A 14993-nucleotide genomic window follows, 5' to 3' on the forward strand; every position below is an offset into this window, starting at 1 on the left:
CTACCTCATGAAGTTCAGGAGCGACAGTTGCGACGAGCGCACGGTCACGGTGTACAGGCTTTCCAACTGGAATTGTGCCTCTTCCAGACGCGTGGCCGTTTCAAACGGATCGGCCGCAAGCAGCGCCCCCCGGGTATACTCCAGACCGGTGCGTGCCGAGGCATTCCGGATCTGGGCCTCCTCGATCCGGGCTTGGGCAAATCCGACATCAGCGCGAACACCTGCCAACTGATCCTGGCTGGACAACAATCCAGCCCCGGCTGCCATGAACAGATCCGACTGAGTCGCCCGGTCAAATCCCATGGTCGGATCGCCAGCAAGCGCCACAAACGCCATGTTCTTCAACGTATCTCGGAAGGTAGCATCATCCGCCTTGAGCGTCAGCGACACCTCTTGTCCAGGTCCGATCTGGATGGGCGCAAGTGTCTGATCGGCGCCGTTGTACATCACAGATGTGAACCCCGCCGGATCATCGAACCAAATGTCCACCGCCGCCTGTACTGCCGCCGCTGAGCCTAGGCCAGAAACCAGTGATTGCAACTCGGTCATCAGCACATCGGCCGAAGCCAGCGGCACACGATCCGTAGCTGTTCCTCCGAACAGACTGCGCCCCCCTATCGTTGTATTCAACGCCGAGATTGCGGTCTCGATATCGTTTACCGCCTGCTGGCCGAGGTTATTTCGAACCGGCTCCAGACTGTAGGGGTTAAGCGAAATCAGCGAACTGCTAAGTGACGAGGATAGGTCATGCAGTCGCCCAAGGCTATTCTGGGATGCGTCAGCGAAAAACGCGGCCTCGCTGGCGGACACAGAAAATCCACCCAGGCGCGCCAGGTTCCGATCAATATCGGTCAGGTAGGAATAGTCGCCACCAAGACGGTCGGACACGTCGTTGACTTGCCCGCTACTCAGTTCCTGGGTCAGGGTCGAAATCGACTGCCTGATTTCTTGGCTGCGGTTGCGCAACATCAGGGACTGCGCCAGGTCGCCTATGGATGTTATGTTCATGCTTCAAAGCCCCAGAATTGTTTCCATCATTTCGTCGACCGCCTGAATCATTCGCGCGTTGGCCGCATAAGCCTGCTCAACCAGCATCAGTGTTTGTAACTCAGCGTCGGTATCCACGCCCTGTGTCAGTTCAATTCGGCTGAGTTCGGTCTGGGTGGCAGAGGCGAACCCCAGCCTCTGCTCGGCATTGGCCCCGTTCTGAGCCACACGTGATAGCAAGCTGGATCCCATATCCGCTGCCGTTGCTGATCCGGTTCCGAATGTGGTTGAACCCGGCGTCCGGGCCTCGGCCAGAACATCCGAAAAGGCGCGCAACAAGCGCGAATCTCCCGGCATTCCCGGGTCCAAGGCGCCCAATCCGGCCCGCAAGCGCCAGCTCTCGCCCCCCTGGTCCGAATCGACCAATCCGTTCACACGGAGTCGCCCTGCCAGACCAAGTTCAAGCAGTGGATCGAATGCGGCCCCATCATCAGTGAACAATCCGGGAACGCCCGCCGCAGTAGTCGAATCGAGTGATGCTGTTTCAAAACGCTCGATAAGATCACGTGCCACGGCGTCCAGATCGGATTGAGCGGAAACCGACAATTCATCGCGAATTTCAAAATTCGCAGCGAGTGTCCCGCCGGTAATCTTGTCGGCACTGACAGGGATTCCATTAATTGTCAGGCCCGAAAGCCCACCGTTCCCAATGGTCATTTCCGGAACGGTATCCATGACCGGAGTAAAGTCCAGCGTCGCTGCGGAACCGTCAAGCAGAATTGCACCACCGTCAGTATAAAGTGCGATCTGACCATAGTCGCGATCGACCTGGTTCACCGGCACGATCTGGTTGATCCCGTCAATCAGAAGTTGACGCTGATCCAACAGCCCTGACACGTCGCCACCCGTAGCTTGCGCTGATGTGATCCGCGTGTTCAGCTTTTTTACCTCTTCCAAGGCAACATTCAATCTATCGACCTGAAAGCCAATAGCCGTGTCCGCTTCGGTGCGCATCTGGCGCAGCCCTTCTGAAGTGTCGTTGATCGAAGCGACGAGACCCTTGGCCGCATATACTACCGCGTCCAGCCGTTGTGCCGAGTCGGAATAGCTTGCCGCTGCAATTAGGCTGTTCTCAAACTCAGCGAGACGCATACTGTATGATGTCGGATCTGTAGCCGTTCCTACCAGAGCTTCGAAGCGGGAGTGAAAATTTGCGATCGTCTGGGCATTGGAATGTTCCGCATCGGCGCCTCTCCGGTCCGAGACGAGCACCGGATCCGAATGGCGTTGGACCCCGACGATCCGAACGCCGGACCCGGTCGAAGTGGCCGACGTCACTTCGAGGGATCGCCTCGCGTAGCCTGGCGTCAATGCATTGGCGATGTTCTGTGACACGACGTCGGTGGCCCGGCTCGCCGCCGTCAGGCCCGACATTGCGCTGTTGAGTGCCGTGGTTAGGCTCATGGCTGTGGTTCCTGTACCTGCGGCCAAGACGACCGGTGTGGAGTGGATCACCGTTTGATATTGGTGGTTTCCTGCAACATCTCATCGACGGTCTGAATAACCTTCGCGTTCGAGGAATAGGCGCGCTGGGTTCGGATCATGTCAGTCAATTCGCCGGCAACGTCCGTGGCCGACTCTTCGCGCGCAAACCCGACAATTTCACCTGTGGGGCCTGATCCGGCATCCCACATGAAGTAGGCGCCACTATCCGTCGAGGGCTTGTAGGTCTGGCTATCGAGCGAAATCATTCCGTTCGGGTTCGGCAGATCGACCAGTGGGACCTGAAAGATCGTCCGGATTGCACCATTGTCAAAAAAGGCCTGAACCATGCCATTGGCGTCGACTTCCACTCCGAGCATGTTACCCACCGGAAAACCGTCCTTCTGAATCGAGATCGGAGCAAAAGTATCGGAAAGCTGAGACAGCCCACTCTCCTGACCGGGACCACCGATATTGATCTCGATCGGTCCCCCGGCGACGTTCACGATCAGGCTGCCCGTGGCGGGGTCATACGCTCCGCCTGAAACCGTCGAAACGGAGGCAAGCATGCCGCCATCGGCTCGGCTGTTGTCAAAAGTAAGGACATATTCACCTACCACTCCGCCACCCGAGGCGGAATCGGTCAGAACCATGGTCCATTCGTTGGACGCCCCCGAAGCCGGAACCGTCGGTGTCAACTCGATCGAAATGCCTTCGGAAAGCCCGAGATTATCAAAATATTCTATCGACAGCGATTGAACATCGCCAGTTGACGTCGACTTTGTGTCAGATGCTGGCAGGTTCAGGCTGACTTCAATCTCGGTTGTCGGTTCGCCGACAACATCGTTCACCAGCAGCTGCACTGGTTCCAGACCGCCGGCCGTATCGCGCGGATAGTTAGGAATTGTGCCGTCCGCCAACGCGGGCCAGCCCAGCAAAACCAAGCCGGATTCGGTGGTCAGATAGCCATCCGCGTCGGCGCGAAAGGATCCGGTAGTGGTCAGCAGCATCTGCTGATTGCCATCACCGCTGTTCACATCGGAATACTTCGCAACCGGCAACATGCCGCCACCGCGTACAGCCAGATCGGTGGCATTCGAAGTCGGCACCAGCGGGCCACTTTCGTCAATCAACCGCTGTGTCGTTGACCTGACCCCGCCCGCTGAATAGGACCCTCCCGACCCGGAAATCACCATCGAATGGAAATCAGTCTCGACGCGCTTGTACCCATAGGTAGATGAGTTCGCAATGTTGTCGGAAATCGACGCCAATCGTGAGGAATTCGCGGAAAGCCCGGCGATTCCCGCGTTAAGCGAGGAGGAAATGGACATGGATACGCCTTTCTGCTGCATCTGTAATTCTCGAGGCAACAGCTAGCGGACGCGCTCTTAATATCGCGCTAACAGGTAAAATCCTTTCTATGTTGTCAGTTTGGATTGCGCAGCAGGATCACTTCGATGCGATTGTTGCGGTTGGCCATCGGGTTGCGTACTGCCGGTTGACGGTCGGCAAGCCCGGTCACGCGGCGCAGCCGGTCTGGAGCGGTTCCTGCAGCCTCGAGCAAAAGGCGGGCCCGATCGGCGCGGGCGGTGGAAAGTTCCCACACCGGACTGTCGGCCAAAACCACCGGATGGGCACGAATATGACCCGTGACGGCAATGCCGTTGGACACCAACCCGCTGACGCGCGAAACTATCTGCGTCAGATCGCGCAACAGCGGCGTCGGTGTGTTACCGCCCTCTTCGAACAGCGGCGCGCCATCCACGGCGAACAGTTCGATGATCAATCCCTCGTCGGTGACCCGCGTCACGATATGCTTAAGCAAATCGTCCGAAACCATGCTTTCGCCACTGCGGCCCGACAGTGCCTCTTCGACGATCCGGAGTTCTTCTTGTTCGGCGGCCTCGCGCCCATCATCCTGAACACCGGTCGCACCGCGCGAACGGTCGGCATTGTCGGGGTATTTGTTGACCGCTCCGGTGCCATCCTGCGGCTTTTCATCCTCGGAAAACATGCTGGTGCCCCCAAAAGCACCATCTCCGCCACCCGAAACCCGGTTGATCGGTACGGTCGGCGCAAAATAGTCCGCCAATCCCTTGCGTTGCTTTTCAGTCGTCGCATTCAACAGCCACATCAACATGAAAAATGCCATCATCGCCGTCACGAAGTCCGCATAAGCGACCTTCCAGGCCCCACCATGGTGCCCGTCTGCGACAATAACCTTTTTCCGTTTGATGATGACCGGCGCGACATTTGTCGACGCACTCATCTCCACCACCTTTTATTCACCCATAACCGGGATATCAGGCAGGGCGTTAAGACCGGCCTAACAGGTAAATTTGTCCGGGAATTCGTCGCGTTCCATACGAATATAGCCAAGCTAGGATCTGGTTTCAGCAGGCTTTCGGCCAAAAGACTTTACCGTTTCGCGCAGAGTTTGCATCACGACATACAGGACCGGAATCAGGACCACCCCGATCACCGTCGCCGCCAACATGCCGCCAAAAACCGCAACGCCAATGGCTTTCTGACTGGCCGCTCCCGCACCCGATGCGATAATCAAAGGCACAACACCCAACAGGAAAGACAGCGCCGTCATCATCACGGCCCGGAAGCGCTGTTGCGCCGCCATCAGGGCCGCCTCCCGAGTGGACAGACCGGCCGCGCGCTGTTCCATGGCGAATTCGACGATCAAAATCGCGTTTTTCGATGCCATCCCAATCAGCATGATCATCCCGATCTGCGTGTAAAGGTTGATATCGCTGCCAACTGCGGCCACCGCTGCCAGCGCTCCAAACAGCGCCACCGTGACCGATAGCAGAATTCCCACCGGCATGGTCCAGCTTTCATACTGCGCCACCAGGAACAGATACCCAAAAACAACTGCCATCCCCAGGATCACGATCACAAGCCCCGACGACGCCAACTGCTGTTGCGCGGTGCCGGTCCACTCATATGCATAGCCGGGCGGCAGGGCCGTGCTTGCCTCTTCCTGCAACACCCGGATGGCATCCCCGGTCGACAGGCCCGCGGCGGGCACCGCAGTGACAGTCGCCGCACGGAACATGTTGTAGCGGTTCAACAACACCGGCCCCAGAACGTTTTCGACATCCAGCAAAGTGCCCAGTGGCACCATCTCGCCGCTTTGGGCGCGCACATATAGCGCCTCGATATCCTCGACCTTGTCGCGATAGGATCCATCGGCCTGGATCATCACTCGATAGACGCGGCCGAACAGATTGAAGTCATTGACGTAATACGACCCCATATAAGCCTGCAGCGTCTGGAACACCTCGCTGACCGGCACATTCAGAGACTTGGCCTTTTCGCGGTCCAGATCGACAAAGACTTTGGGCACATTGGCCCGGAAGGTTGAATAGGCCTGCGCGATCTCGGGACGCTGGTTGACCGCATAAACCAACGAGCCGATGGCGGCGGACAGGTCCTGTGCGCTGCCTCCTCCGGTCTGCTGCACCTTCATTTCGACACCCGCGCTCATCCCCAATCCGGAAATCGGCGGCGGATTAAAGGCGATGACGGTCGCGCTGGCCTCCTGATAGGCGATCCCCAGGATCTGTTTCAGAATGCCTTGGGCGCTCAATTCCGGTGCCGTACGGTCATCCCAAGGCGCGAGATTGACGATGATCATCGCGCCATTGGAGCCGGCCCCACCCAACAGGCTGTACCCGTTGACCAGAACCGAGCTTTGTACCCCCGGAATTTGCAGGATCTTACCATTGACCCGCTCGGTCACGGTCTCGGTGCGCCCGAGAGCCGCTGCATCGGGCAGTTGCACATCGACAAAGAGATAGCCGTTGTCTTCGCCGGGCAGAAATCCGGCTGGCAGGGATTTCAGCAATCCGCCAGCGCCCAGAATCAACGCCGCCAGAACGGCCAGGCCGATCAGCGGCAAGCGCACCAAACGACGCACGACGCCGACATAGGCCCCGCGTGCACCGTCGATGCCACGCTCAAACACGGCCAACAACCCGGTTGGCGGGCCTGACCGGGCCTTGAGGATCAGCGCGCACAAAGCCGGGGAAAGGGTCAGGGCGTTGATCGACGAAATGACCACGGCAACCGAGATTGTGACCGCAAATTGCGAGTACAGCCGTCCGGTTATGCCAGGCATGAAGGTGACGGGAACAAAAACGGCCAACAGTACCAGAGTGGTGGCAATGACCGGTCCCGTGATTTGACCCATCGCCTTGCGGGCCGCTTCGGGCGGGTTCAGCCCATCTTCGGCGATGATGCGCTCGACATTCTCAACCACCACGATAGCGTCGTCCACGACGATACCAATGGCCAGCACCAGCGCAAACAAGGAAATCGTGTTCAGCGACATGCCAAAAGCCAGCAAGAAAGCAAAAGTGCCAATCAATGAAACCGGGATCGCCACAGCCGGGATCACTGTTGCCCGCAAGTTGCCCAAAAAGATGAACACAACCGAGATAACCAACACAAAGGTCAGGATCAGGGTCGAAATCACGTCATTGAGCGATTGCTCGACGAAATCCGTGGTGTTGAAGGGCACCTCGTATTCCACATCATCCGGAAAGCTATTCGAGAGGCGCTCAAGCTCGTCCAGCACGTTTTCGGACACCGTCAGGGCATTTGCGCCCGGTGCCTGATAGACGGCCAAAACCGTGGCCGGTAGCCCCCGATAGCGCCCCGAAGCATTGTAATAATTCGCCCCCAATTCGACCCGCGCAATGTCGCGAATGCGCAAGATGCTGCCCGCCGCGCCGGTCCGAACGACGATATCCCCGAATTCCGTGGCCGATGTCAGTCGACCCTTTGATGTAATCGTGTACTGGAATTGCTGGTCGCCCGGAACTGGCGGCGCACCAATCTGACCCGCGGACACTTCCAGGTTCTGCTCTCGGATGGCCTGAATCACATCGCCCGGCGTGATACCCAATCCGGCCATCCGGTCCGGATCCATCCACATGCGCATTGCGTATTCGAAATTGGTCAGAACCTCGGCCTTGCCGACGCCTTTGATACGGGCCAACGCGTCCTTGATGTTGATCGAGGCATAGTTGGACAAAAACACCTCGTCATAAGTGCCCTCCGGCGAGGTCAGCACCGTCACCAGCAGCATGCTGTTGCTGGCCTTCTGGGTCACGACGCCGGAGGAGGTGACTTCGCTGGGCAGGCTGGCAGTGGCCTGCGCCACCCGATTCTGCACGTTAACCGAAGCGATGTCGGCATCGGTTCCGACCTCGAAGGTCACGTTCAGCGAATAAGACCCGGTGTCGGTACTGTCCGATGACATATATATCATGTCATCGACACCGTTCACCTGCGCCTCGATCGGGGCCGCGACCGTGTTTTCCACGGTCTCCGAATTTGCACCGGTATAGGTCGCGCTTACATTGACCACAGGCGGGGTGATATCTGGAAACTGTTCGACCGGCAGAACGCTGTAACCGATGGCGCCCATGATGGTCAGAACCACCGAAATGACGATCGCCATCTTGGGGCGGGTGATGAAGATCGAGGAAAACACCGCCTATTGCCCCTCTTGCTGACCGGTGAGGATCGCATCGACCTGAACGCCGGGCCGCACCCGTTGCAATCCTTCTACGATCACGCCTTCGCCTTCTTGCAATCCCTCGGTGATGACGATCGCGGTGCCGACGGGTTTTCCGGTCTGTACATAGCGCTGTTCGACCATCTGCCGGGCATTCACCACCAACACAAAATCGCCCCTTTGATCCCGTTGCAATGCCGCCTGCGGCACCAACAGGGTAAGCGTCGGTTCCAGCGCCTTTATCCGAACCTGCAGGAACGCCCCGTCCAGGATCAACTTGCGACTGTTCGCGAACTCGGCCAACACCGCGATGGTACCGGTCGTCGGAGAAATCCGATTGTCCAGGAATACAATCCGTCCCGGCTCTTCCAGCTGGGTTCCATTGGGCAAGGTGACGTACACTTGGGGTGAATTTTCGCGGGCCTCCAGTTCGGCAACAGTCGTATCGAGGGTTTCGAGCACATCTGAAAGCTGTTTTTCACTCAGCGAAAAGCGTACATTGATCGGAGTCTGGCGTACCAGCGAAACCAGGGCCGGCGTGTTGGGGCCGACCAGCTCACCAACGCTTACCGGTGTTTGGCCGATCCGCCCTGAAAACGGGGCGTGGACTTCGGTATAGCTCAGCTCCAGTTCGGCCTGCCGAATCGCTGCCTTGGCGGATTTCACCGACGCCTCGGCACTCAGCTCGTTGGCCCGCGCGATATCGCGCTCGGATTCCGGTGCCGCGCCGCGCGTCAGAAGTTCGGATTTGCGGGACAATTCGATCTTGGCCAGTTCCAGGCTCGCCTCGGCCTGTCCCAGGTCCGCCTGACGCGCCTCCAGCGTGGCCTGATAATTATCGCTTTCAATCCGAAACAGCAAATCGCCCTTGGCAACCTCGGCGCCGTCGGCAACCAGTATTTCCTCGACAAATCCGCTGACCCGCGCGACAATATCGACTTGGTCGATGGCCTCGCCCTTGCCGATCATCAAAGCTTCATCGGTAATTTCCTCGCTGTAGGCTGCCGCGATCGAAACTTTTGGCGGTGGCGCATCCTGTTGCGCCGCGACCGGTCCGCAGATCAAGCCCGCAGCCAGGCCGATACCAGCGCAGCACGAACGGGCCTTGTGGAAAAAACTCATGGTCCTGGAACCTCTCGTTGCGCAAACCGGGTTGCAAATGATTCGTTATGGTTTTCAATACTGTAACGGCAGTTTCTCCGGGCGCAAACAGCGCAAAACTTTGTCGCGCCCGCCAGACGGAAAACGTTGCAATCCAGCACGTTTTCTAGGTGTCAACCAAGAGACGGCCAAACAGCAGGGTCAAGGTGACATTTGACGCACCCTCACCACCGTGAGTAGAATTAACCATTGGTTAATACATTCCGGCACCTGGTCCGTGGTCCGGCGAGGAGAGAACATATGGCAAAGATTTTTCTGCCGGGTCATCCCGTTGTGCAAATCGAAGATGAGGTATTCTGGCCGCCACAACTGTCCGGGGTGATGACCGGCAAGGTCATTGGTGCCGGACAGGTGCCGCGCGGACGCGGTGCGGATGATCAGCCCGGCGTGTTTGCCGTCGAAAATGCCCGGCCGACTGACATCGTCGAGATCGAATTGGAAGACGGGCTGAAAATCTGGCAATCGGTCGAAAGCACCGAGACCGATTTTCAGCATGGGATCAGCAGATCCGGTGCGGATCAGGCCCTGTTGCTGCCCCGGCAACTGACCTTTGGCGGCGCCGGTTCGCAAAGCCGCGGATTGGGCAGCCATCTGGTGCACGCGATACGCATCATGCGCGGCGACCCGGTTGGCAAGCTGGGAAAAAACGCCGCGCTCAGTCTTGCCCGCAAGATCGAAGACACGATCAATCCCGGCTTTTACCGGTGTACACGCAAGGTCAAGGATGGCGTCGGAACCTTTGATCTGACCGCAGCCAAACCCCAGGACATCCCGGCGGACGACCGCATTCTGGTGCTTGTGCACGGCACGTTTTCCAGCACCGACGGCAGCTTTGGAGAGCTTGCCATTGCCCCGTCGCGCGACGTCTGGGGGCCGCTTGAGGCGGCCTATCCCGGTGGGATATATGCGCTCGAACATCGTTCGGTCACGGAAAGCCCGGTGAAGAACGCCGCCGACCTGGTCAATGCCCTGCCAAAGGGGGCCCATGTCAGCCTGATGTCCCATTCGCGTGGCGGCATGATTGCCGAACTGGTATGCCGGGCCGCACGTCGGGATGTCACCAAACAGGGTGCCATCGACGACATCGATTTGCAGATTTTCAACAAGGTCAAGGGGCGTACGGCGCAGATCAACGAGTTGAAGACATTGCGCGATGCCCTGGCCGAAAAGACCCCCCGGGTCGACCGGGTGGTGCGTGTCGCCGGACCGCTGGCCGGCACGACGCTGGCGTCTGAACGACTGGATCGCTACCTGTCGGTCGCGCTGAACGTATTCGAACTGATCCCGATCCTGCGGCGTACCGGCGCGGCGGATCTGCTAAAATCCTTCCTGATGGCCTGTATCCGCACCAAGGCCGATCCCCAGACCCTGCCCGGCCTCGAGGCGATGATGCCAGCCAGCCCGCTGACACGAATGTTGAACCGGCCGGACGTAATCTATGAAAACGGGTTGCGGGTGATCGGCGGCGATACCGAAGGCGGCGGCATTCTGCACCGTTTGGGGGTTCTGGCGGCCGATCTGTTTTATCGCGCGGATCACGATTTTGTCGTCGATACAGCCTCGATGATCCGCGGTGGGCTGCGCAGCAGGCCCACCAAGCCCTTTCTGGCCAAGGGATCCGAGGTTTCGCATTTCAGTTATTTCTACAATCCGGCCACCCAACGCGAAATCGTCGCCGCGGCCATTGAGGAACATGCCAACCTGTTGACCCTGCCGACCTCGCGCGGGATGCCGGCGCTCGACGCAACCGAGCCCGACGATTTCCCCGATCTGGTGTCGCGCGGCGGTTCCAACGATCCGGTGTGCTTCATTCTGCCAGGTATCTTGGGCAGCCACCTGCATCAGGACAACACCTGGATTTGGACCAACCCGCTACAGATCATGTTCGGCGGCATGGACCGCATCCGGATCGAGCGGGACGATGTAAATTCGACCAAGCCCATCGGCAGCTACTATTGGGATCTGTGCCGGTTTATGACCCGCACCCATCGGGTCATTCCATTTGACTATGACTGGCGCCTGTCGATCCTGGACCAAGGACACGCCTCGCCGGGGGCCAAGCTGAGCGCGCTGGTCGAGGCGGAATTGGAGCGCAGCGACCGGCCAATCCGGTTCCTTGCCCACTCCATGGGCGGACTGGTGGTGCGGGCGATGTTTCATGCCCGGCCCGACCTGTGGAACCGGGTCAAGCTGCGCAACGGAAGCCGCTTTGTCATGCTTGGAACGCCGAACTGCGGTGCGTTTTCGATGATGCACACATTGCTGGGCCGGGCCGAGGCGGTGCGCAAGCTGGAAATCGCGGATACCAGACATGACCTGAAGGAACTGATGGGCATCGTATCGGGCCTGTATGGCGGTCTGCAATTGCTTCCCAACGACGAGAACGGGCGGTTCGTCAGCGATCAATTCTGGGATGAACTCCACGCGCTGCATGGCGAGAACTGGGTCAAACCCCCGCGCTCCGCCTTGCAAATCGCACGCGACGGACAGCGGGTACTGGCCGCACACCGGTTGGACCCGGACCTGACCTGCTATGTTGCCGGCGTCGGAACCGACAACACGATTTCATCCGTGCGGCTGGACCCGACCGCCAACGGTGCCAACCGGATTCAGTTCTTTGCCACCCCACAAGGCGATGGTACCGTGACTTGGAAAAGCGGTATCCCCAAGGACGTTCCGACGTGGTACGTGAATGCGATCCACGGCGATATGCCCCGCGCAAAAGACGCCTTTCCGGCCTATCTGGATCTGTTGGAAACCGGCACCACAACGCAGCTCAGCCAGCAGCCTCCCCGCCTGTCGCGCGCGGCGGTCGCCGCCGAAACCCCCGTTGTGGACAGGCCGATCGAATTATACCCCGACCAGCAGGACATCCTGGAGTCCTTAATGGGCGCCAGCAAGACCGACGCGCCCGCCACGCCGGTTTCCACCCCGCGCACCAGGGTATCGGTACTGCACGGAAACCTGCGGTTCGCCTCCTATCCGGTCGCGGTTGGCCATTACGCCGACGATCCGATGATGGGGGCCGAAGCGGCGCTGGATCAATGTCTGGATCACGACCTGTCCCGCGTGCGCGATCTGGGTCTGTATCCCGGCAAACTGGAAACCTGCGAGGTGATCCTGCGCAACGACCGCTCGCCGCAAGGCGCGATTATCATCGGGCTGGGGCAATTCGGGTCGCTGACGCCGGGCGATTTGAAAGACACCTTTCATAAGGCGGTCCTGCGGTACGGTCTGGCCTGGCAGGAACGGCACAAGACGGGTGCCGGTTCGGGCGACGCTGAGACATCCCTTGGTCTGTCGACGCTGTTGATCGGGCATCAGGGCACCAACATGACCGTGCAGCAAAGCGTCGAGGCGATCCTGCAGGCGGTGGCCGAGGCCAACCAGATCCTCGACACCACCCCTATCGCGCACCTGCAATTTGTCGAACTGTACGACGACACCGCGTACCAGGCCGCCAGCGCGCTGGACAACGTGCGCGCGTTGGGGCGCATGAGCAAGGCGTTCCAGTTCGACGGCGAAATCCGCCGCATGCAGGACGCCCGCGTGCGCACCCGATACGGCAAGCAGACAGACTGGTGGCAACGGATCAGTGTAACCCAGAACGCAGCCAACGCAGAGCAGCTGGACTACGTCGCGGTGACCGAAAGCGCACGGTCCGAATTCCAGGTGTCGGTGGTACAGCCAAAGGCGCTGCAACACCTGCTGACACAGCGCAAGGACGGCACCGCCACCAGCCGCGACGTGGGCAGGTTGTTGTTCGAACTGTTGGTGCCGCAGGGGCTCAAGACCTTTGCGCGGGACAACCAGAACATCCTGCTGGAGCTGGACGAACACACGGCCTCCTATCCCTGGGAGCTGATGGAGGATGATGTCCGGGCCTATGACTTTGCAGGTGCAAAGCGCAGCGGAGCCGATCAAGGAGACACCGATCTGGAACCCCTGGTGGCCCGCGCGCCGGTGATCCGCAAGCTGATCCAGCCGGGTCCGAAAATACCGCGCGCGACGACAAAGGTGGCCCTGGTGGTTGGTGATCCGGTCAGCAACCTGGCCGCCCTGCCCGGGGCGCAGGCCGAAGCCGCCGAAGTTGCCGAGTTGCTTGCCAAGGCCGGGTGGAATACCCATCACCAGAATCGCCCGGAAAACGGCTTTGACGTAATCAAAGAGATGATGCTGCGCCCCGCACAGCTGATCCACCTGGCCGGGCATGGCGTCTATGCCTCAGACGATCACAAGCGCACCGGCATGGTTCTGGGCGAAGACCTGTATCTGAGCGTTCCCGAGATCGAACAGATGCGCTATGTGCCCGAAATGGTGTTTCTGAACTGCTGTCACCTCGGCCATGTGGGCACCGCGGTGAACGAGATCGCGGCGAGCCTGTCGGTCGCCTTCATCAAGCGCGGGGCCCGGGCCGTGGTCGCTGCCGGATGGGAGGTGGACGACACCGCAGCCAACCTGTTTGCCCGCAATTTCTATAGTTCCATGTTGGCCGGAGACAGCTTTGGCCGGGCGGTCCACATCGCGCGGCGGCAGGTGTTCCAGACCCATTTCAAGACCAATACATGGGGGGCCTATCAATGCTATGGCGACCCGGACTATCGCTTCCGCGAAACATCGGGTCGCGCCAGCGGGCGGCCCCGCGCGCTGCGCTATTACTCGGTACGCCACGCCTCCAAGGCGGCGCAGAACATCGCCGAAAGCGCGGCCTCCGGACGTGCCAGCGGCGACGCGCTGCTGGCCAAGCTGATCGGTATCGAATCCAGCGCCAAGGACGGCTGGAAAACCGACAGCGAATGGTGTGCCTCGATGGGATTGGCCTATGCGCGCATCGACGCGTTCGATCTGGCGATTCCACATCTGGAACGGTCTCTGGCACAGCCGGACTCGGCAGGATCGCTGTACATCATCCAGAAACTGCAGGACCTGAGAGTCCGGCAGGCCGTTGGCATCTGGCAGTCCAGCAAGGATGGCGGCGCGCGCAAGGCCGCCGCCGGGCGCCTGCGCGATGCCGTCGAGGCGGCACTGAGCTGCTATACCAAGCTGGACGATCTTGCCAATGGAACCCTCACCCCCAAACGTGAATGCCTCAAGGGATCGGCGCTGAAGCGGCTCGCCTTGGTGCAAACCGGGGCCGGGCGCAAATCGGCCCTCACGGATATGGCCAGATGTTATGGCTCGGCCATGAAGATCGCCTTTGAAACGCATCCGGACCGTATCGAGCTGTATGCGGCGCTGAACTGGCTGACCGGTAGCATCGTCAGCGGCGCAGGCGACATCGATGCCGCGACTGTGGCTGTCTGGCTGGACCGGCTGGCGACCGAAGGCAACAACCAAAACCGGGCCGCACCCGGTTTCTGGACCGCAGTCGTCCCCCCCCAGATCGACATTCTTCGCGCCTTGCATGACCCGCTCTACGCGACCGAAGAGCAGCTGGATGGGATCCGCCAACAGATAGACGGGGCCTGGCGGCGCGGCGGCGCATTCCGCCAGGCCCAGGCGCTGCGCGACCAAATTGCTTTTGTCAAACTGATGACCGGGGGAGCCGACCGCAGACGGTCCGAATGGTTGGACAAGGTCGAGCGTCATGTATGCGATCTGACCCAGCAGTAGGGCGAAGTCCGATCCCCCAGCCTATGGCGTGTTGCGTCAATTATATTGGCGAAACGCACCAGGCGTCGAAAGGACCGAAGGCGCGCTTAAACTCGGCCTTCTGGATCGACGGCTGCATCACGCCAGTCGCCTATCGGACGATGGCCTCCTGCAAATTGCACATGTCGCTTTTGACGCCATCATGTTTCTCGGCCCGCAGATGCGCGCCATCGGC

The 14993-nt window shown here is 59.8% G+C and carries 8 protein-coding genes; 2 read left to right on the plus strand and 6 right to left on the minus strand.

What is annotated here, in order from left to right; all coding sequences use genetic code 11:
- The 6 genes from NANH_RS0113665 to NANH_RS26225 all read right to left on the minus strand — a co-directional run bounded on the left by NANH_RS0113665 (window position 1) and on the right by NANH_RS26225 (window position 9127).
- On the minus strand, window positions 1-1008 hold the full coding sequence (locus NANH_RS0113665; RefSeq protein ID WP_027262545.1) for a flagellin: 1008 nt from the start codon (window positions 1006-1008) through the stop codon (window positions 1-3).
- Between the two features lie 3 nt (window positions 1009-1011).
- Window positions 1012-2451, minus strand: coding sequence for a flagellar hook-associated protein FlgK (gene flgK / locus NANH_RS0113670; RefSeq protein ID WP_027262546.1), 1440 nt, complete (start codon window positions 2449-2451; stop codon window positions 1012-1014).
- A gap of 47 nt (window positions 2452-2498) precedes the next feature.
- Window positions 2499-3800 carry a flagellar hook protein FlgE gene (locus NANH_RS0113675; protein WP_245601456.1) on the minus strand — a complete coding sequence of 434 codons (1302 nt, stop codon included), beginning with the start codon at window positions 3798-3800 and terminating at the stop codon, window positions 2499-2501.
- A 95-nt stretch (window positions 3801-3895) separates the two neighbouring features.
- Complete coding sequence (locus NANH_RS0113680) at window positions 3896-4738, minus strand: flagellar motor protein MotB (protein WP_027262548.1); 843 nt, start codon at window positions 4736-4738, stop codon at window positions 3896-3898.
- Window positions 4739-4849: 111 nt separating this feature from the next.
- On the minus strand, window positions 4850-7981 hold the full coding sequence (locus NANH_RS0113685) for an efflux RND transporter permease subunit (protein ID WP_027262549.1): 3132 nt from the start codon (window positions 7979-7981) through the stop codon (window positions 4850-4852).
- A 3-nt stretch (window positions 7982-7984) separates the two neighbouring features.
- A complete protein-coding gene (locus NANH_RS26225; RefSeq protein ID WP_051372418.1) occupies window positions 7985-9127 on the minus strand; it encodes an efflux RND transporter periplasmic adaptor subunit in 1143 nt (380 codons plus the stop codon).
- Between NANH_RS26225 and NANH_RS28590 the strand changes: the two genes are divergently transcribed.
- Window positions 9126-9323, plus strand: coding sequence for a hypothetical protein (locus tag NANH_RS28590; protein WP_139236287.1), 198 nt, complete (start codon window positions 9126-9128; stop codon window positions 9321-9323). The two genes, NANH_RS26225 and NANH_RS28590, sit on opposite strands and share 2 nt — an antisense overlap.
- 83 nt (window positions 9324-9406) lie before the next feature.
- Window positions 9407-14779: a CHAT domain-containing protein gene (locus NANH_RS0113695; protein ID WP_027262550.1), complete on the plus strand. Its 5373-nt coding sequence runs from the start codon at window positions 9407-9409 to the stop codon at window positions 14777-14779.
- Window positions 14780-14993: the final 214 nt, after the last annotated feature.

It is taken from the genome of Sedimentitalea nanhaiensis DSM 24252, assembly GCF_000473225.1.
Taxonomy (GTDB): Bacteria; Pseudomonadota; Alphaproteobacteria; order Rhodobacterales; family Rhodobacteraceae; genus Sedimentitalea; species Sedimentitalea nanhaiensis.